Annotated in this window: 21 protein-coding genes, 2 rRNA genes and 1 riboswitch (1 of these 24 running past the window's edge); of the genes, 21 read left to right on the plus strand and 2 right to left on the minus strand. The window is 48.0% G+C overall.

Annotated features, from left to right (window positions below; translation table 11 throughout):
• Together MHB80_RS00065 and rrf are read left to right on the plus strand one after the other, a co-directional pair.
• Positions 1–1684, plus strand: a 23S ribosomal RNA gene (locus MHB80_RS00065) (it extends 1251 nt beyond the left edge of the window).
• Between the two features lie 74 nt (positions 1685–1758).
• Positions 1759–1875 (plus strand): 5S ribosomal RNA (rrf, locus tag MHB80_RS00070).
• 166 nt (positions 1876–2041) lie between these two features.
• Here rrf and MHB80_RS00075 read toward each other — a convergent pair.
• Positions 2042–2572, minus strand: coding sequence for a transposase (locus MHB80_RS00075; RefSeq protein WP_341280295.1), 531 nt, complete (start codon positions 2570–2572; stop codon positions 2042–2044).
• 216 nt (positions 2573–2788) lie between these two features.
• Here MHB80_RS00075 and MHB80_RS00080 point away from each other — a divergent pair, with 216 nt between their 5' ends.
• The 10 genes from MHB80_RS00080 to rsmI all read left to right on the plus strand — a co-directional run bounded on the left by MHB80_RS00080 (position 2789) and on the right by rsmI (position 10257).
• Entirely contained in the window at positions 2789–2980 is a 192-nt protein-coding gene (locus MHB80_RS00080; RefSeq protein ID WP_081418785.1) for a sigma factor G inhibitor Gin, read from the plus strand.
• A gap of 104 nt (positions 2981–3084) precedes the next feature.
• Positions 3085–4611, plus strand: a complete 1527-nt coding sequence (locus MHB80_RS00085; RefSeq protein WP_341282809.1) for an aminotransferase class I/II-fold pyridoxal phosphate-dependent enzyme — start codon at positions 3085–3087, stop codon at positions 4609–4611.
• Between the two features lie 108 nt (positions 4612–4719).
• Entirely contained in the window at positions 4720–5346 is a 627-nt protein-coding gene (gene tmk, locus MHB80_RS00090; RefSeq protein WP_341280296.1) for a dTMP kinase, read from the plus strand.
• Between the two features lie 67 nt (positions 5347–5413).
• Entirely contained in the window at positions 5414–5743 is a 330-nt protein-coding gene (locus MHB80_RS00095) for a cyclic-di-AMP receptor (RefSeq protein ID WP_099517854.1), read from the plus strand.
• Positions 5744–5759: 16 nt separating this feature from the next.
• The gene (locus tag MHB80_RS00100) at positions 5760–6203 is read left to right on the plus strand and encodes a YaaR family protein (protein WP_341280297.1); all 444 of its coding nucleotides are present in this window, start codon (positions 5760–5762) and stop codon (positions 6201–6203) included.
• Positions 6204–6242: 39 nt separating this feature from the next.
• Positions 6243–7220 carry a DNA polymerase III subunit delta' gene (gene holB / locus MHB80_RS00105; protein WP_341280298.1) on the plus strand — a complete coding sequence of 326 codons (978 nt, stop codon included), beginning with the start codon at positions 6243–6245 and terminating at the stop codon, positions 7218–7220.
• A gap of 4 nt (positions 7221–7224) precedes the next feature.
• Positions 7225–8028, plus strand: coding sequence for a stage 0 sporulation family protein (locus tag MHB80_RS00110; protein ID WP_046234497.1), 804 nt, complete (start codon positions 7225–7227; stop codon positions 8026–8028).
• A gap of 94 nt (positions 8029–8122) precedes the next feature.
• Positions 8123–8569 (plus strand): DNA replication initiation control protein YabA, encoded by a 447-nt coding sequence (locus MHB80_RS00115; protein ID WP_341280299.1) that lies wholly within the window; start codon positions 8123–8125, stop codon positions 8567–8569.
• Between the two features lie 121 nt (positions 8570–8690).
• Positions 8691–9347 carry a tRNA1(Val) (adenine(37)-N6)-methyltransferase gene (locus MHB80_RS00120; protein ID WP_341282810.1) on the plus strand — a complete coding sequence of 219 codons (657 nt, stop codon included), beginning with the start codon at positions 8691–8693 and terminating at the stop codon, positions 9345–9347.
• A gap of 31 nt (positions 9348–9378) precedes the next feature.
• The gene (gene rsmI / locus MHB80_RS00125) at positions 9379–10257 is read left to right on the plus strand and encodes a 16S rRNA (cytidine(1402)-2'-O)-methyltransferase (RefSeq protein ID WP_341280300.1); all 879 of its coding nucleotides are present in this window, start codon (positions 9379–9381) and stop codon (positions 10255–10257) included.
• A gap of 119 nt (positions 10258–10376) precedes the next feature.
• On the opposite strand, the gene MHB80_RS00130 is transcribed toward rsmI, so the two are convergent.
• A complete protein-coding gene (locus tag MHB80_RS00130; RefSeq protein WP_012772023.1) occupies positions 10377–10631 on the minus strand; it encodes an AbrB/MazE/SpoVT family DNA-binding domain-containing protein in 255 nt (84 codons plus the stop codon).
• A gap of 280 nt (positions 10632–10911) precedes the next feature.
• Between MHB80_RS00130 and MHB80_RS00135 the strand changes: the two genes are divergently transcribed.
• The 9 genes from MHB80_RS00135 to ispE all read left to right on the plus strand — a co-directional run bounded on the left by MHB80_RS00135 (position 10912) and on the right by ispE (position 19392).
• Entirely contained in the window at positions 10912–12207 is a 1296-nt protein-coding gene (locus MHB80_RS00135; protein WP_341280301.1) for an HD domain-containing protein, read from the plus strand.
• 95 nt (positions 12208–12302) lie between these two features.
• Positions 12303–13076, plus strand: a complete 774-nt coding sequence (locus MHB80_RS00140; RefSeq protein ID WP_341280302.1) for a TatD family hydrolase — start codon at positions 12303–12305, stop codon at positions 13074–13076.
• 184 nt (positions 13077–13260) lie between these two features.
• A riboswitch (cyclic di-AMP (ydaO/yuaA leader) is annotated at positions 13261–13468 on the plus strand.
• 244 nt (positions 13469–13712) lie between these two features.
• Entirely contained in the window at positions 13713–14858 is a 1146-nt protein-coding gene (locus MHB80_RS00145; protein ID WP_341280303.1) for a ubiquitin-like domain-containing protein, read from the plus strand.
• Between the two features lie 232 nt (positions 14859–15090).
• The gene (rnmV, locus tag MHB80_RS00150; protein ID WP_341280304.1) at positions 15091–15639 is read left to right on the plus strand and encodes a ribonuclease M5; all 549 of its coding nucleotides are present in this window, start codon (positions 15091–15093) and stop codon (positions 15637–15639) included.
• A gap of 9 nt (positions 15640–15648) precedes the next feature.
• Entirely contained in the window at positions 15649–16563 is a 915-nt protein-coding gene (gene rsmA, locus MHB80_RS00155) for a 16S rRNA (adenine(1518)-N(6)/adenine(1519)-N(6))-dimethyltransferase RsmA (RefSeq protein ID WP_341280305.1), read from the plus strand.
• 103 nt (positions 16564–16666) lie between these two features.
• Entirely contained in the window at positions 16667–17557 is an 891-nt protein-coding gene (yabG, locus tag MHB80_RS00160; protein ID WP_341280306.1) for a sporulation peptidase YabG, read from the plus strand.
• Between the two features lie 203 nt (positions 17558–17760).
• A complete protein-coding gene (locus MHB80_RS00165; protein WP_056034935.1) occupies positions 17761–18030 on the plus strand; it encodes a Veg family protein in 270 nt (89 codons plus the stop codon).
• Positions 18031–18204: 174 nt separating this feature from the next.
• The gene (locus tag MHB80_RS00170; RefSeq protein ID WP_056034932.1) at positions 18205–18393 is read left to right on the plus strand and encodes a small, acid-soluble spore protein, alpha/beta type; all 189 of its coding nucleotides are present in this window, start codon (positions 18205–18207) and stop codon (positions 18391–18393) included.
• 144 nt (positions 18394–18537) lie between these two features.
• Positions 18538–19392, plus strand: a complete 855-nt coding sequence (ispE, locus tag MHB80_RS00175; RefSeq protein ID WP_338553799.1) for a 4-(cytidine 5'-diphospho)-2-C-methyl-D-erythritol kinase — start codon at positions 18538–18540, stop codon at positions 19390–19392.
• Positions 19393–19454: the final 62 nt, after the last annotated feature.

Here is a 19454-nt window from a genome sequence, read left to right on the forward strand (position 1 = left end):
TATAGGTTGAAGGTATACCGTAAGGAGTGCTGGACTGTATTCAAGTGAGAATGCCGGTATGAGTAACGAAAAGACAAGTGAGAATCTTGTCCGCCGAAAGCCTAAGGGTTCCTGAGGAAGGCTCGTCCACTCAGGGTAAGTCGGGACCTAACGCGAGGCCGAAAGGCGTAGTGGAAGGACAACAGGTTCAAATTCCTGTACCACCGTAAACCGTTATGAGCAATGGGATGACGCAGAAGGGCAGTGACGCGGACTGATGGAATAGTCCGTCCAAGCAGTGAGGCTGATGAGTAGGCAAATCCGCTCATCGTGAAGGCTGGGCTGTGATGGGGAGCGAAAATTATAGTAGCGAAGGTCATGCACTCCGGCTGCCGAGAAAAGTCTCTAGCCAGGTGAAGGTGCCCGTACCGCAAACCGACACAGGTAGGCGAGCAGAGCATGCTAAGGCGCGCGGAAGAACTCTCGTTAAGGAACTCGGCAAAATGACCCCGTAACTTCGGGAGAAGGGGTACCTCGGTAGGGTGAATAGCCCGAGGGGGTCGCAGTGAAAAGGCCCAAGCGACTGTTTAGCAAAAACACAGGTCTGTGCGAAGCCGTAAGGCGAAGTATACGGGCTGACGCCTGCCCGGTGCTGGAAGGTTAAGGGGAGCGGTTAGGAGCAATCCGAAGCTGTGAACCGAAGCCCCAGTAAACGGCGGCCGTAACTATAACGGTCCTAAGGTAGCGAAATTCCTTGTCAGGTAAATTCTGACCCGCACGAATGGCGTAACGACTTGGGCGCTGTCTCAACGAGAGATCCGGTGAAATTTTAATACCTGTGAAGATGCAGGTTACCCGCGACAAGACGGAAAGACCCCATGGAGCTTTACTGTAACTTGATATTGAACTTTGGTACGATCTGTACAGGATAGGTGGGAGCCATTGAAGCATGAGCGCCAGCTTGTGTGAAGGCGACGTTGGGATACCACCCTGATCGTATCGGAGTTCTAACCTAGGACCATGAAACTGGTTCGGGGACCGTGTCAGGTGGACAGTTTGACTGGGGCGGTCGCCTCCTAAAATGTAACGGAGGCGCCCAAAGGTTCCCTCAGAATGGTTGGAAATCATTCGGAGAGTGCAAAGGCATAAGGGAGCTTGACTGCGAGACCTACAAGTCGAGCAGGGACGAAAGTCGGGCTTAGTGATCCGGTGGTACCGAATGGAAGGGCCATCGCTCAACGGATAAAAGCTACCCTGGGGATAACAGGCTTATCTCCCCCAAGAGTCCACATCGACGGGGAGGTTTGGCACCTCGATGTCGGCTCATCGCATCCTGGGGCTGAAGTAGGTCCCAAGGGTTGGGCTGTTCGCCCATTAAAGCGGTACGCGAGCTGGGTTCAGAACGTCGTGAGACAGTTCGGTCCCTATCTGTCGCGGGCGCAGGAAATTTGAGAGGAGCTGTCCTTAGTACGAGAGGACCGGGATGGACGTACCGCTGGTGTACCAGTTGTTCCGCCAGGAGCACCGCTGGGTAGCCAAGTACGGACGGGATAAGCGCTGAAAGCATCTAAGCGCGAAGCCCCCCTCAAGATGAGATTTCCCAATTTAGTAAGACCCCTTGAAGACGACGAGGTTGATAGGTTCGGGGTGGAAGCGCAGCAATGCGTGCAGCTGACGAATACTAATCGGTCGAGGGCTTATCCTAAACAACACGCTAAATGTTTTAAACTTTGTCTTTCGCATCCAGTTTTGAGGGTAGCAATACCCGTACGCAATCCGTTTGGTGGCGATGGCGGAGGGGAACCACGCGTTCCCATCCCGAACACGACCGTTAAGCCCTCCAGCGCCGATGGTACTTGGACCGCAGGGTCCTGGGAGAGTAGGACGTCGCCAAGCACGAGAAGCCTGTCGCAGTTTGCGGCAGGCTTTTTGTTTCGTTTTTTAACAAAACCTTATGAATTTGAGGTTTAATATACATAAAAAGAAGCTGATCCTCCATTTCTGGCTGAGGAACAGCTTCTTTTTAATGATAATAAATATAATGCAGCTATGAAGTAGCAAGTTAACGGTGGTAGTACGAGGCTTCGTATTTTCCTAGACGGAGAATGCCTTCTTTTTTTTGCTTGCGGAAGGTAACGGATAATAGGAGGCGTGGAACGATGAGCCACAGATGCCAACAGATGATGCTGATCATGAGCGATTCCGAAATCCATGGATATAAGATGCCTGTCCCGCAAAGTCCTATCCAGAACAACTGGCGATGTACGCGGCGAAAAAGCTGAAGCTTAATATCGTTGGCAGGCTTAAAGCCGAACCAAGGTGGCGTGATACCCCAGACCCAGCGGCGATCAGCTGCCTCATCCACTCGAATAAAGGTTAGCAGCAAGATAATGAGATGAATGACCTGAATGACTGCAAAGCCGAACAACCAGCTGAAAAGTCCATCTCTTCCATACATAATAAGCTGAAAAGCCACGAATATAACCGCAATAAGGATATGGCTTTGGACAAGCTCTGGCCTAACGATTTTGCGTTTAACGAGCTGGTATTGATAAATCGTTGCAGCTTGCTGCTCAGATAATGATTGACGCATCTTTCTAACATCCCTCCATAACGTTCAAGCCTGTCCTATATATATCGGTTAATTAGAGTCTTCCCGCGATAGCATACGGGTAATTTTGTATTCACCATCTGGGCTCTCGCGGCATACGATATATAAATATTTGAAATGGGCTATGAAACAAGTTTAAAAAGCTAGAATATATGCCATAATAGTAGCTATAGAGTTGGGATGAAAGGCGGGATTCAAATGCTTGAAAATCATCAGCTTCATTGTATTATATGCGGTGAGCATAAAGCCGAAGGTGAAGGAATTCGCATCGTTACTGAATTTATATGCCAATCATGCGAAATTGAAATGGTGCAAACCGATGTTAAAGATGCTAAATATCCGTTCTTTATCCATCAGATGAAGCAAATCTTCATTGAAAAAAACGCTTGAGCGAACTCTAACTAGAGAATTCGCTCTTTTTTTCTTGAAATATAAGCATGTTCAAATCCTTTAAAATAGATTTAAGTTTATAGTGAAAGGAACGGCTATCTTTGATGCAACATGTACATGCTCCATTATATGAAATGCTGCTTAAACATACAGATTCGCAGCCGGTTAGTTTCCACGTACCTGGGCATCGCTACGGCCAGGCATTTAGAGTGGATAAGCCAGAGTTGGAAGGCGAAGGGCTGGAGCCCGTTTTTATAAAAGAAATGAAAGAGACTTTTGCAGCGATTATGAAGCTGGATGTGACAGAACTGTCCGCTACGGATGATTTGCATCATCCAGAGGGAGCCATTGCCGAAGCGCAAAGCTTGGCAGCACGCTGCTTTGGCGCGGAGGAAAGCTTTTTTCTCGTGGGAGGGAGCACCTCTGGAAATCTAGCTATGCTGCTGGCTGTATGTGAGCCTGGGGATTATATTCTTGTACAGCGCAACGTGCATAAGTCAGTCATTAACGGCTTGAAGCTGGCGGGTGCCAGGGCGGTATTTATAATGCCGCAAATCGATGAATCAACAGGAATTGCGACGCAGCCTTCCCTAGCACAGGTAAAGATAACGATGGACTTATACCCGCAGGCGAAAGCTGTATTTCTCAATAATCCGAATTACTATGGGATGAGCGTGAACCTCCAGCCTTATGCTGAAGCGATTCATCAGGGCGGCATGCTGCTGCTTGTCGATGAAGCACATGGTGCCCATTACGGCCTGCATCCTGAGCTGCCAGGCTCAGCGATTGCGGCCGGTGCTGATGCCGTCGTGCAGTCCACTCATAAAACGCTCACTGCACTTACAATGGGAGCGATGCTACATGTGCAGGGGGAGCTTATTAACCGATTTGCAGTACGGGAAGCTTTAGCTACGATCCAAAGCTCAAGCCCTTCTTTTCCAATAATGGCCTCGCTCGATATTTCCCGTGCAATGATAGAGGCAGCAGGAGCTGAATGGTTTGAAGATGCTCTAGCTGCTGCGGCATATTTGCGTATGGGAATAGAAAAGAGCTGTGCGGCAATTGAGATATTAACACCGAATGCGGATAGGTTAGCAGTATCGCCTGCTTACAATCAATTAGATCCATTGCGAATTATAGTATGGGATCGAACGGGTACGTTAAGTGGTTTTGAAATATTGAAGCTGCTGGAACAGCAGGCGTGCTGGGCAGAAATGGCGGATACGCGCCATGTCGTTCTTTTGCTGGGGATAGCCATTCAGTTCGTGGACGTGGATCGTCTTATTCATGCCTGTCAGGCGATAGAGATGATTATCGCTTCTAAAGGACGGGTAATAGCTGAACAACCGCCTGCAAGAGCTGGGAGCCCTCTGTTTTTACCAAAATCGGTAGAGCCTATTACCTTCTCGAGAGCAAGTATTGGGTTCGTGGTAAGAGTAAAGCTGGAAGATGCGGTAAATTGTAAGGCGGCAGAGATGGTCGTTCCTTATCCGCCAGGCATACCAATTGTATATCCCGGAGAACGGCTGACTGTGGAAATACTGGGCTATATAAAGGAGCTTGCAAGCAGTGGAGCGAAGTTCCAAGGAGCGGTAGATCCAGCCATGCAATCCATTGCAATCGTGGAATAAATATGATTAAGCGGCAAAAGCTCGTATACAAGGGAAAGTCGCTTTGTTAAAATGGAAGTAAGCATTTCGCTGAAAAATTCAGTTTCATAGATTAGGAGTTACGAACCGTTGAATAAGGGTATTTTCATTACAATAGAAGGCGGCGAAGGAGCGGGGAAAACGACACTGATTGAACAGCTTGCGCATAAGATGCAGCAGCAGGGCATAGCAGTGTTGACCACTCGTGAGCCGGGAGGCATTCCTATTGCGGAGAAGATCCGATCGGTCATACTGGATCGGAATCATACCGCAATGGATGCTAGGACAGAAGCACTCTTGTATGCGGCTTCAAGGCGACAGCATCTTGTAGAGAAGGTCATGCCAGCACTTACAGCAGGCAAGCTTGTTATTTGCGACCGTTTCGTGGACAGCAGCCTAGCCTATCAGGGACATGCGCGCGGACTTGGCATGGAAGAGGTATGGTCGATTAACCAGTTTGCAATTGAAGGTGCGATGCCGCAGCTCACGATTTACATGGATGTGACGCCAGATGTAGGTCTTGCCCGTATTGGACAATCGGATGAGCGTGAGATTAATCGGCTTGATTTGGAGGAAATCGCTTTTCATGAGCGAGTAAGGGAAGGTTATTTTATATTGCTGAAGAAGTTTCCTGAACGAATAGTCCGAGTCGATGCGAATCAGGAGCCGGATATTGTGCTCAACGATGTTTTGACCGCAATAGAGAGCCGGATCTAGCATTTTTTGGATAAAGCAGAGTTAACAGTTTACGTTTAAACGACAACAAATAATGGGAGGAATCAGGATGAAATTAGTCATTGCGATTATTCAGGATAAGGATAGCAACCGCTTGTCGAATGCGCTTGTGACAGAAGGATTTCGGGCAACGAAGCTGGCAAGTACTGGCGGTTTCCTGCGCGCTGGCAATACAACATTTATGATTGGTATTGAAGACGAGCGCGTACATGAAGTGTTTCAAGTGATTAAAACCAACTGCAAAGTGCGCGATCAACTAGTTACGCCTGTATCGCCAATCGGCGGCTCAACGGATTCTTATATTCCTTTCCCGGTAGAAGTACAAGTTGGTGGTGCTGCTGTATTCGTCGTTCCGGTTGAACGCTTTGAACATTTCTGATTGGACGTGATAACGGATGAAAATTGATCAAGGCTTTCGTCCGCTTGGGGCAAATCGCGCGAATAACGACCTAGCTTCCAAGCAGCCGCAGATGAAGAGCTTCGGCGATGTTATGGTTCAGCAGGAAGCACAGCGGACACAAGAGCAGTTGCAGCAGAAGCTGCAGGACATTCATAGGCAGGGCGATCATTTATCCAGAGTGATGACGGTGCGCGAATTAAAGCTGTACCGCCAGATGGTAAAGAAATTTCTGGAGGACACCGTTAGGCGCGGTATCGGGCTTAAAGAGCTGAGAGGCTTTGACCGCCGAGGCCGCACGAAGCGCTATAAGCTGCTTGACGAGATTGATGCAGAGCTCGTTAACATGGCTGAGGAGCTGCTGGAGACCGAAGAAGGGCGTATTGAATTGCTAGCCCGAATTGGTGAAGTGCGTGGCATGCTGATTAATTTATTGTTTTAGGTCGGGAAGGCTACGATCGAGGAAGGAATATTTGAGCTTATGAGCATGGAGCAGCTAACCGGTCAATGGAAAGCGAAGCGTATTTTACAGCATGCGCTGCAAAGCGGTAAAGTATCGCATGCTTATTTATTTTATGGACCGAAGGGCAGTGGCAGACTGGCGATGGTGGAAGCTTTCGCTAAAGCATTATTCTGTACAAGCGGTGGAGATGATGCCTGTGGCCACTGCTTGGAATGCCGCAAGTTCGATAATAACAATCAGCAGGATATGATTCGGATCGCTCCGGAAGGTCAGTCGATTAAGATTGATCAAATTCGTGAGCTGCAGCGGGAGCTTGGACTGCGGGGCAGCGGGGCGAAACGAAAAGTATACATGATTGAGCGAGTAGAGACGATGACGCTTCAAGCGGCAAACAGCCTACTGAAATTTTTGGAGGAGCCGCTATCCCCTGTTGTAGCGATATTAATAACCGATAATGGACAAGCTGTTCTGCCGACCATTCGTTCGCGCACACAGTGGGTGCCGTTCCTCCCAATGTCTTCCGCCGAGATGCTTCAAACGTTAACAAATGAAGGACTGCCCTCCATTCTTGCCCGCGCAGCTGTACAGCTGAGCTCAGGATTGGACGGTGCTAGGGAAATCATCCAGCAGAATCAGTTTGCAGAAATCCGAAACGTAGTGATACAATTAGGGAAGGACAGTCTGACCCGATTCACCGCGGCAATGATTACCGTCCAGCAGCAGTTCATTAAGAAGGATATTGGTGAAGATCCACAGCTGCTGTTATCTCTGTTTGTATTATGGTTTAAGGACATGATTAAATTTCAGGCCGGAAGGCAAGAAGATATTGTATATATAGATCAGTTGGAATGGATAAGCAAGCATGCATTCAGCCGGCCAGTTGAAGGCTGGGTCACTTGCATGGAGCACACACTCGAAGCAAGCAAGCGTATTCGGTCGAATGTATCTGCTCAACTCGCATTAGAGCAATTAATGGTAAACTTACAGGAGGGCTAAATCCTTGTATAATGTCGTGGGTGTCCGCTTTAAGAAAGCGGGTAAGATTTATTACTTTGATCCAGCCCTGCATCCCGTTGACAAGGACCAGCATGTCATTGTTGAGACGGCCAGGGGGATCGAGTATGGCAAAGTAGTGGTTGGACAAAAGCAAGTCGGTGAATCGGATGTTGTCCTTCCGTTAAAGCGCGTTATACGAATCGCCAGCGACGTGGATGCGAAGGTGGTAGAAGAGAATCGTTCTGCTGCTCAAGCTGCATTCTCAACCTGTTCAGACAAAATAAAAGACCATCAGCTGAAGATGAAGCTGGTTGATGTCGAATTTACGTTCGATCGCAACAAGATCATTTTTTATTTTACAGCTGAGGGCAGGGTGGATTTTCGCGAGCTTGTGAAAGACTTGGCTAGCGTATTTCGTACCCGGATCGAGCTGCGGCAAATCGGGGTTCGCGACGAGGCGAAGATGCTTGGCGGCATTGGACCATGTGGGCGGATATTATGCTGCTCCTCATGGCTGGGCGATTTCGAGCCAGTCTCAATCAAGATGGCGAAGGATCAGAATTTGTCGCTCAATCCGACAAAGATCTCTGGTTTATGCGGCCGCTTGATGTGCTGCTTGAAATACGAGCATGACAATTATGAAAGCTCGAGAGAAGAGCTTCCAGCCATCGGTAAAATCGTTATCACTTCGCTTGGTGAAGGCAAGGTAACGGGAATCAATGTTGGTTCCAAAACCGTGTACGTGCACTTGTTTGAAGTTTCGGGGAAACCGAAGGAACTTCCGTTAGACGATGTCATTTTGAAATGACAGCATTAAGAACAATTCATAGCATGTCCAAACGACCAAGCGCAATGCTTACAGCTAAGGTGCAAGACGATGCTTGAAGCTCTGGGGTGGGAACTTGGAGAAAAAAGAGATTTTTGTTCAAATGGATCAGCTTGATAGCCAAATGGGCGAGTTTCATCGCCAAGTTGGGGATCTGAAGCTGCGAGTGAAGGAACTGCTTGAAGAGAATAAGCGGTTAAGCATGGAAAACCATCAGCTGCGCAAAATTTTGAAACGGGAAACTGTTCCGCCACAAGTGGAGGAGCCTTTGCCAGTCAAGGCAGCAGGAGCTTCAAAATCAGCTGCGGGCAAGACGATGGGGACGAGCACAAAGGTAGAGCAGCAGGCAGAAGCAGCCGATCTGTTCACCTCTGCGGAAGATGCAGCTGCATATTCCGTAGGAGAAGGGCATGATAATTTGGCCAGACTTTACCATGAAGGCTTTCATATCTGCAATGTCTATTATGGGCATTTGCGGACAGAAGGAGATTGTCTCTTCTGCTTATCCTTCTTAAATAAATAATGCAATCGGTCAACACTATGCCGTCCTTGCTAAGAGGACGGTATCTTTATGTCAAGGGAGCAGTGGGAAAGTCGTGGAAGATCAAATCAAGCTGGAAGCCAATGAACGATTGGACGATTTAATGATGGATACCGGACTGCGAATTATCCAGAGCAGGGAAGTATTCAGCTTTTCAACTGATGCAGTACTGCTTTCCAACTTCGCAAGCATTCCGAAGAAAGGAAAGATTATTGACCTTTGTACAGGGAATGGAGTCATTCCATTGTTACTGACAGGGCGGACGAAAGCGCAAATTGATGCGGTGGAAATTCAGCCTAGACTTGCAGATATGGCTAGGCGGAGCGTTAGCCTGAATGGGCTGGAGCAGCAAATTAATATTGTAGAAGCTGATTTGCGACATTTTGCAGCGAATAAAGCGATTTATGGAACTTATGATGCGGTGACGGTAAACCCACCTTATATGTCGGCTGAAGCAGGCGACTCTAATGAAAATGAGCATTATGCGATTGCCAGGCACGAGGTGCATGGCACCTTGCAGGATATTGTTGAAGCATGCTCAAGACTTGTGCGTCCAGCTGGAAAGGTCGCTATGGTTCACCGCCCATCACGCTTTGTAGAAATTATTGAGACGATGCGCAAGTATAAGCTGGAGCCGAAGCGGGTACAGTTCATTCATCCGAATAAAAATGGCGAAGCGAATATGGTGCTTATTGAGGCTATGCGTGATGGAAGACCAGAGCTGAGGCTGCTGCCGCCGATTATGGTATATGATACTTAGCCTAGTGGAATGCTAGAAGGAGGGCTCAACAATGTTTGTACAAAAAAGCTTTAGCGGGCCACAGCAAAATGGTGCCGGGACGTTATATTTAGTCGGAACACCAATCGGAAACTTAGAGGATATGACCTTTCGCGCGATTCGCACGTTGAAAGAAGTTGATCTTATAGCTGCCGAGGATACGAGACAGACACGTAAGCTTCTTTCCCATTTTGAAATTGCGACACGCCTTGTCAGCTATCATGAACATAATAAGCAAGCGAGTGGCACTGAGCTTATAAGATTACTGCAAGAGGGCCAATCCATTGCTCTTGTAAGCGACGCGGGGCTGCCTGCTGTCTCCGATCCCGGTGCGGATTTAGTAGCCGAGGCGGTGGAGCAGGGTATTTTTGTCGTTCCGATTCCTGGTGCAAATGCGGCCTTGTCGGCTTTAATTGTATCCGGCTTGCCAACGGAGCGTTTTATGTTTGCGGGATTTCCGCCGCGCGAGAAACGGTCGCTTGCGAAGTGGCTGCTTCAGCTTCATGCACAGGAAGGCACCTTGATGCTGTATGAGTCGCCGCATCGCTTACGAAAGACACTGGAGGCCATACTGGAGCATCTGGGAGATCGCCGCATCGCGATGGTGCGGGAGCTGACGAAACGTTTTGAAGAAATGGTGCGTGGGACAGTAACGGAATGTATCGCTTGGATTGAGGAAAATCCGCCTTTAGGGGAGTACTGTCTTATAATAGAAGGAAGTAACTCGGATGAGAATACGGGGGAACTTGCTGCCGCTTGGTGGGCGGAGCTGAGCATGGAAGAGCATGTGCAGCATTATGAAGCAGAGCTTGGACGTAAGGATGCGATTAAAAAGGCGGCTACAGATCGTGGTCTATCAAAACGTGATGTTTATAATGAAGTAAACCGCTAGAAAAACAAAAAATAGAGAAAAAAAGACCTTCCTGGCCGGGTTCTAGCGCAGGAAGGCAATAAGGAGTATTAAAAGGTTAGAATTAACTAGTTGAATAAGGTTATTATAACCTATTTTTTTTATTTTGTCACAGGTGAAGGCATTTCTGATAAACAAATGTGACAAACAATTTTTCCTTTGAAGTAAGATACGTTCTCAGCGTTACCACAGAAGATACAAGCTGGCTCGTATTTCTTCAACATAATGCGCTCGCCGTCTACATAAATCTCTAGTGCATCTTTCTCTCCGATACCAAGCGTACGGCGAAGCTCGATAGGAATAACAACGCGACCTAATTCATCAACCTTACGGACAATACCTGTGGACTTCATCATAATAATTTGTTTCCCCTCTCATCAAAAAGTGTATTCGTCACTTTTCGACATAGTTTCTCTTTTTATGTCTACTATAATACCAACGTTTCCCATAATAGTCAACTGAAATTATTGAAGAAAAATGCAGCTACTAAGGGAATTTGACTATATAGTAAGGTCATATTACTCTTACTATAGAATACAACAGCTTCGACATTTTGGAAACTGTTTTGCGACATTCTTCGACATATTTTTTACTTTTTTATGTCGAACCAGAGAACAAAAGGAGTTGATTTGTTGAATGAACCGACAGCTATCGGAGGAAAAGGTGTTTAAGGACCCCGTTCATAAATATATTTATGTTCAGGATCAGACAATATGGGATTTAATCAACACGAAGGAGTTTCAAAGATTACGGCGTATACGGCAGCTTGGAACCTCTTATCTCACTTTTCATGGCGCTGAACACAGCCGATTCTCCCATTCCCTTGGCGTGTATGAAATCACTAGAAAAATTATTTCACAATTCGAGCGCAATGGTTTTCCCGGCTGGCCGCAGGAGGAGCGGCTGTTGGCGCTTTGCGCTGCTCTGCTGCATGACGTTGGTCACGGGCCATTTTCCCATTCGTTGGAGCAAGTATTCGATACCCATCACGAGCAGTGGACCTGCAGCATTCTGCTCGAGGATACCGAGGTCAATCGTGTACTACGAAATGTAGCAGACGACTTTCCTGAACATGTAACTGCTGTTATTAATAAGACTTATCCAAATCCAATTGTCAGCGGGTTGATTTCCAGCCAGCTTGATGCGGACCGTATGGACTATTTATTGAGGGATGCCTATTTTACAGGCGTTAATTACGGCAACTTTGACCTGGAGCGGATTTTGCGCGTGCTCCGTCCTATAGATGGAAAGATCGTTGTTAAAGAAAGCGGCATGCACGCCGTAGAGCATTATTTGATGTCCCGCTATCAAATGTATTGGCAAATTTATTTTCATCCGGTGACGAGAAGCTCGGAAATCATCCTTAGACAAATATTTCGTAGAGCGAAGGAGCTTTATGAGGGTGGCTATGCTTTTGGCTGGATGCCGGAGCCGCTGAAACGGCTGCTTGACGGGACAATTGCAGTTAAACAATATTTGAAGCTGGATGAGGCCTATTTGCAGACGGCCTTTACAGAATGGGGCGACGAAGGCGATGAGCTGCTCGCAGAGCTATGTGATCGTTTTCTGACGCGTCGCCTATATAAATACATTATGCTGGATAAACCGGATATTAGCCTCTTTAATGAAGTAAGACAACAATTTGCAGCGATCGGATTGAATCCGGATTACCATATGGAAATTGATTTTCCATTTGATCAACCATATGATGTGTATCAGCCTGATACGAAAAAAGGCGGAAAAGAGGAAAAGACACCGATTTTGTTAATGGACGGGTATGAGGCTGTCAGTGAAATTTCCACGAAATCCGACATCATTCGTTCCATCACTGGGCTTCATCAGGGCCAGTCCCATTTGTATTATCCGGAAGAGAAGCTGCGCGCTTCCGCTGATCAATTAAGCGATAAAGTACGAAAGTTATTTAAAATATAGGAAAGTATATGATTTTGCCATACTTTCTCTATATTTCTCGGACGGCTTTCGACCGCTTCACCTTAAACTATAATATAGAAGGAGTTTGCTGAGCTATGATTTCTTTATTCGACACACACACGCATTTGGACTCCCCGCATTTTGACGAAGACCGCGAAGCCGTTATCGAAAGAGCGCGTGCAGCAGGGGTGGATTTAATGGTCAATATTGGTTTTAATAGGGAAACGATTCCAACTACGCTTGCACTTGCAGAAAAATATGATTTTATATACGCCGCGGTCGGCTGGCATCCCGTTGACAGCATAGATATGCTGCCAGAGGATCTTAATTGGATTGAGGATCTGTGTTCTAATCCCAAAGTGGTAGCCATTGGCGAAATCGGACTGGATTACCATTGGGATACGTCCCCTAAGGACGTACAACACCGTGTATTTCGCGAGCAAATTCGATTAGCCAAAAAGCTGAAAAAACCAATTATTATTCATAATCGCGATGCTCATGAGGATGTTGTCAAGCTACTGAAGGAGGAAAATGCATCTGAAGTCGGAGGCATTATGCATTGTTTTTCCGGGAGTCCAGAAACGGCTCAAAAATGCCTAGATATGAACTTCTATATTTCGTTCGGTGGACCGCTTACATTCAAAAATGCAAGGGTGCCAAAAGAGGTGCTTGCGATGGTTCCGAGTGACCGAATTTTGATCGAAACGGATGCTCCATATTTGACCCCACATCCATTCCGTGGGAAACGAAATGAGACGTCTTATGTGTCGCTCGTTGCGGAAGCGGCAGCAGAAATATTAGGAAAATCAGTGGCCGAAATCGCCAATTTGACGACCGAAAACGGTAAAAAATGTTTTGGAATTGAGTAAAAACGGCTATAAAAGCGAGAATAAGTGACCTTTCCGGCGATAAAACTAATTTTTCATGCTGAAATAGACTCTCTTTTCCGTAAATATCCTAAAATTTCGCTTAAATCGGTTTTTATCTGATCTTTACAATTAGGCTCCGATGAAGGTATGATTCATTTCAGAGCTTTAAATTTTTGTATTGGATTTCCAGTTTGCGCTTAATCTTCGAACTTTGGAGAGCGGGGGAACCAGGCACGATGCTGTGAGGAAATTGCGGATCACATTGCACGCGCACTTGAATTTCTTCTAGGGGTGAATTTGGCGGGGATTGCCATGAGCATTCTTCCGACGATAGGGCAGCTCTCTTGCCCGAACCCGACAGCTAACCTCGTAAGCGTTTATAGAGAGTGATCAACCTCGTGCATCCACCATTCCTGAATAGTCTATTCGACGTTCCCGGGAAGCCACGATACAGATCCTCTGTCGACGGGCTTTCTTTTTATTTTTGAATATTGGGTAAACCGTCGTCATAGGGTAAATCTAGGAGGTTGCAGAGGAAATATACTGGAGCGTGCTATAAGCACGCCAATATACTATAGTCGCGTCAATGGTATCATGCGTAATTCGACGGCGGGGCTATGAAGGAGGACCGATGAAGTGGGCATTATTCAAGCAAGTGAGACCCATGGGAAACGATCATCCAGCATGTCTTTCGCATTGCGATGGAAGCGTGAAAACTTGCGTTTGATTCTTTTGAGTACTACGATCTCAATCGCTATGACTTTCATGTTTTTGGTGTTGTTGTACGGATCGGCTGACAAAAGCGTATCCGTAGTAGTGAATGGACAAGAAACTGTTGTTTCAACGAAGCAATGGGTCCTGCAACGCCTACTGGATGAACAAGCTATTACAATTGGCCCGCATGACGAGGTATCTGTACCTCTGAATACGGCAGTAAAGGAAGGGGACCGCTTTGAAATTAAGCATGCGGTACCGCTACTTGTAAAAGCTGATGGCAAGACATCAACGGTGTACACGACAGAGAAAACCGTGCAGGCAGCGATAAAGAAATTAAATATTCCTGTTGAAGATGATGATAAAGTATTACCTTCGCTTGGCTCGGGCGTCAGCGCGGATATGACCGTAACGGTCATTCGCGTCGATACGAAGCTTGGCAAGTCGTCCAGCACAACACCGTTCACCATTGTGAAGAAGGAAGATCCGAACCTGGAAGTAGGCAAGGAGAAGGTTGTGCAGACGGGCAAAGAAGGCGTCGTAACGATCAAAATTGAGAAGCAGTTCGAAGATGGCGTGCTAGTCTCCAAGAAAGTGGTAGACAAGGTAGTCGAATCGGCTGCGGTTAATCAGGTCGTTGCAATCGGTACGAAAAAGCCGGAGCCTAAGGTTACTGTGCTGTCCACAGCGACAACCAGCAACAATGTAACGGTAGACGGCACCACGCTCACATCCAAAAAGGTGCTTAGCAACGTCACCTTGACGGCTTATTCAGCTGGCTTAGCTTCGACGGGCAAGAGCGAAGGCCACCCGGATTACGGTATTACGGCTTCAGGTGCTAAAGTATCGGAAGGACGGACGATTGCCGTGGACCCGGATGTCATTCCACTCGGTTGGTGGGTGTACATCGAAGGTATTGGTTTCCGCCGCGCTGAAGATACCGGAAGTGCGATCAAGGGCAGTAAGATCGATGTGTATTTTGACAGTGAAAAGCAAGCTAATCAATTCGGGAAGAAAAAAGGTTTTACCGTCTATGTGATTGGTCCTAATAAGCCATCTCTTAGCTAATTAGCATCAGTTCTTTATGGATTGTGCTCTAGTTTATCGCAATCATAAGCTAAATATGACAGGTTACGGAAGAGGCCTTGCCTCTTCTTTTTGTTTGCGTAAGATTCGCTTGAATAGCTAATTGGGGGTATAATAAAACAGACGCGAATGAGCGGGTTGTTGTTGCAGCAATCGCCCATTCTTTTGAAATATATGCATGTATAAGTTTCCCTTTGCGAAAGGATTGTTCGATGTGATCAAGGAAATGATTGTAGTAGAAGGCAAAGAGGATACGGTGGCGATTAAGCGGGCCGTTGAAGCCGATACGATAGAGACGAATGGATCGGCCATTGGCGAGGATGTGCTGCGGCGCATTGCGCTGGCACAGGAGCGCCGTGGCGTTATTATATTTACAGATCCGGACCATGCAGGAGAGCGTATTCGCAAAATCGTCGCTCAGCGCGTGCCGGGCTGCAAGCATGCTTTTTTACCGCAGGAGCTGGCCTCCTATAAAGGGGATATCGGCATTGAGAATGCGGCTCCTGATGCAATCAGGCAGGCGCTCTCGGAGCTGCGGACAGAAACGGCTGCAAGCGTGGGGGCCATTACTTGGGATGATTTGATGGCGGCTGGCTTAATCGTGCATGAGGAAGCGGCGAAGCGGCGGCTGGTTATGGGCAAGCTGCTGGGCATCGGCTACGCTAACGGGAAGCAGTTCTATAAGCGCTGCACAAGCTTTTGCATTACGCGCGAGGAGTTTGAGAAGGCGCTGCAAGCCATGGAACAACAGGAACAGGGGTGATGAGGGCGTATGACGGAGCAACAAGGGTTGAATAAAAGCGCGGTTAAGACCGCAGAGGTAGCCACGCCTAAACGGACGAAGGAAATAATAGCAAAGTACGGGTTTTCCTTTAAAAAGAGCTTAGGACAAAACTTTCTCATTGACCAAAATATATTAAACAATATAGTCAGTGCAGCTGAGCTTGACGAGACAAAAGGGGCACTTGAGATCGGCCCTGGTATTGGAGCGTTGACGCAGCGCCTTGCGGCAGTTGCGGGTACCGTAACCGCTGTTGAAATCGACAATCGGCTCATTCCGATTTTGCATGATATTTTCGAAAACGAGGCGAATGTGGGCATTGTGCACGGCGATGTGCTCAAGCTAGACCTGAAGCAGCTGTTCGAAGAGCGTTTCAGCGGCGTAACGGGCGTTAGCGTCGTGGCGAACCTGCCTTATTACGTGACGACACCGATTCTGATGAAGCTGCTGGAGGAGCGCCTGCCGCTGGAAAATATCGTCGTCATGATCCAGAAGGAAGTCGCACAGCGGATGGCAGCGAAGCCGGGCGGAAAGGAATATGGCAGCCTGAGCGTGGCTGTACAGTATTATTGCGAGCCTAAGCTCGTCTGTACAGTTCCTCATACGGTGTTCATACCTCAGCCGAACGTAGACTCGGCGGTTATTAAGCTTGCGCTGCGGGACAAGCCGGCTGTTGATGTGCCCGATGAGGCACATTTCTTCCGCATTGTGCAGGCCAGCTTCGCACAGCGCCGCAAGACGCTCTACAACAATTTGACGGCGCTTGTGGGCAAAGAACAGCGGGAGGCGCTGACAACGCTCCTGCAGGGGCTTGCGATCGATCCTGCGCGGCGGGGTGAAACACTGTCGCTGGAGGAATTCGCCAAGATCAGCCGCGCATTTTTGGAAGTGGGCTGGAGAGGCTAAATAAAGATGGGCGCCGCCGGGCAATAGCTCCGGGGCGCCCGTTTGATTTTTCCGCACACTACACGCCATTTGCCCATAGGATAGACGAAGAGGTGATTTACCTATGGAGCAAGGGGAGCTGGTCGTCCGCAAATCGTATGGCGGTGACGTGCTATTCCGCGTAGAAGCTGTTCGAACGGATCATGCCCTGTTGAAAGGCACGGATTACCGATTGCTTGCGGATGCACCGATTCCTGATTTATCGGTTGTTCGCGATCCAAAGAAAGAAAAAGCTACGCAGCTGGTCCGAGTGAAAGTAAATGACTCGCTCAGCCGCATACGTCAGCAGCATGAGCAAATGGCCGTTCAGGTGAAGGCGGATATTCGGCATGCGATGCCACAAAGCCAGCCTTTCTTCGAGGTGCCCGGCAAAGTGCTGCATTTGGACGGTGACGGCAATTATTTGCGTAAAAGCATGCAGCTGTACCAGACGATGAACGTACCGGCGCATGGCGTGCATGCGCATGAGTCACAAATGGCTGATTTGCTTTATCGGCTGCTGCCTCAAGTGAAGCCGGACATTGTGGTCATTACGGGGCATGACGGCGTGCTGAAAACAAGGCTGGAAGCAGATCTACACAGCCTGAGCAGCTATAAAAACTCGCAGAGCTTCTATAACGCGGTCCGCGTAGCGCGGGATTACGAGAAGAATCGCGACGGCCTTGTCGTCATTGCAGGAGCGTGCCAGTCGCATTTTGAAGCGCTGCTGCAAGCCGGCTCGAACTTCGCAAGCTCGCCCGGGAGAATTTTGATTCATGCGTTAGACCCGGTATACATTGCAATCAAAGCAAGCTATACGTCCATACGCGATACCATTAACCTGGCAGATGTCATTCATGGCACGATCAGCGGTATTGATGGCGTAGGCGGCATTGAGACGCTGGGAAGGTACCGCATTGGCTTGCCAAAGCCTAAAATTAAGGCAGCAGAGTCATCCTTGCAAAGCATTTCTTAACAAATGGCCGAGTGCAGTTGAGACTCGCAACCGTTCTCGGCTCCATTGATTTTATAATTTTTCGATAAATTATTCATGGAATGATAAAAATGGATGAAAACACCGTTGACAATTAAATAAGTTGACTGATATAATATTTTGCTTTGTTTGACAACCCCTCTCCATTTTGTTATAATGGACAAGGAAAGAGGTGGTAGTGGACAATGGCAAAAAATGCCCTACTGGATATAAAACGCAATTTGGAAGCTCATGTGGGCTCCAAGATTCGTCTGCGAGCAAATGGCGGTCGTCGTAAGACCGTTGAGCGCACCGGTGTGTTGGAAGAAACCTACCCTTCTGTTTTCATTGTTAAACTGGATCAGGAATCGCAGTCATTCAAGCGTGTTTCCTACAGTTATGCGGATATACTGACGGAGTCGGTGGAAGTGACCGTATGCAATGATGAAGGTCAAGTCCGAATTACCCAGACATAACATCAGATCTATAGATGCCGGTAGGCTATACTAAACGCGGAGACGACAGTTCTTCGCGTTTTTTTTCATTTTCCAAGCTGGAAGCGGTCGGTTGGTGGTCAAGCGTATAGGGCGGCTGGGTTGTCGCATACTAAGGGGGCATAACCAATTCAGCAGCATGGGAGGACCTCACGCATGAGCCGTAGAAGACGCAGTGTAATGTCCGAGGAATTGAAGTATGAGCTGGCAAAGGATCTAGGTTTTTATGATACGGTGCAAAAAGAAGGCTGGGGCGGCATTCGCGCCAAAGATGCTGGCAATATGGTCAAGCGGGCGATCCAGATGGCGGAGCAAGCCGCGGCAAATGGAATCAATCGCCCTTAACTGGGCACCTGGAATGCAACGCAAAAACGGCAATAATCGGCTAAGAGTCGCCGCTCTGTATATGAGCGGCAGGACTCTTAGCTTTTCTTCTGCCCGTTTGCTATAATATTGGATAAGTTAATGATAGGAACGGGAGAGCTTAGGATGAAAATTTATGAAAAAGCTCCGGCTAAAATCAATTTGTTGCTCGATGTGCTTCGCAAGCGTGAAGATGGCTTCCACGAGGTCGAGATGATCATGACGATGGTAGACCTTGCAGACCGTCTCGAAATGCAGGAGCTGCCGCGCGACACGATTATCATATCGAGCCAGGCCGGCTACATACCTTTAGATGAGAAGAACCTGGCGTTTCAGGCAGCGCGGCTTATTAAAGACCGCTATGATGTGCGTAAAGGTGTATATATTCATTTGGACAAAAAGATTCCGGTTGCCGCTGGCCTTGCTGGCGGCAGCAGCGACGCGGCAGCAGCCCTTAGAGGGCTGAACAGGCTGTGGCAGCTGAACATCCCTGAGCAAGAGCTGTGCACGCTTGGAGCGGAGCTTGGCTCCGACGTTCCGTTCTGCGTAACCGGCGGGACTGCCATCGCTACCGGACGCGGCGAGCGTCTGGAGCCGATCGAAAGTCCGCCGCAGTGCTGGGTCGTCCTTGCGAAGCCCCCAATCAATGTTTCCACTGCAGACGTGTATGGCAAGTTTCGAGTAGCGGGCATTGACCAGCATCCGTCTGCTGCCGACATGGTGTCAGCTATTCAGCGCGGTTCCTTCGCCGATGTGTGTGGGGGACTTGGCAATGTGCTGGAATCGGTAACGCTTGATCTATATCCGGAGGTGCGCCAGCTCAAGGAAAGCATGATTCGTCTCGGAGCGGATGGCGTGTTAATGTCAGGCAGCGGGCCGACGGTATTCGGGCTAGTATCGAAAGAAGGTAAGCTTCCGCGTATTTATAATGGGCTGCGCGGTTTTTGCAAGGAAGTTTACGTGGTAAGAATGCTAACATAAAAGTGACGTTTTCCTTGATTAAATCCGTATAAAAATGTTATATTAACATTATAATATTCGGA

The organism is Paenibacillus sp. FSL H8-0537, assembly GCF_038051995.1.
Classification (GTDB): Bacteria; Bacillota; Bacilli; order Paenibacillales; family Paenibacillaceae; genus Pristimantibacillus.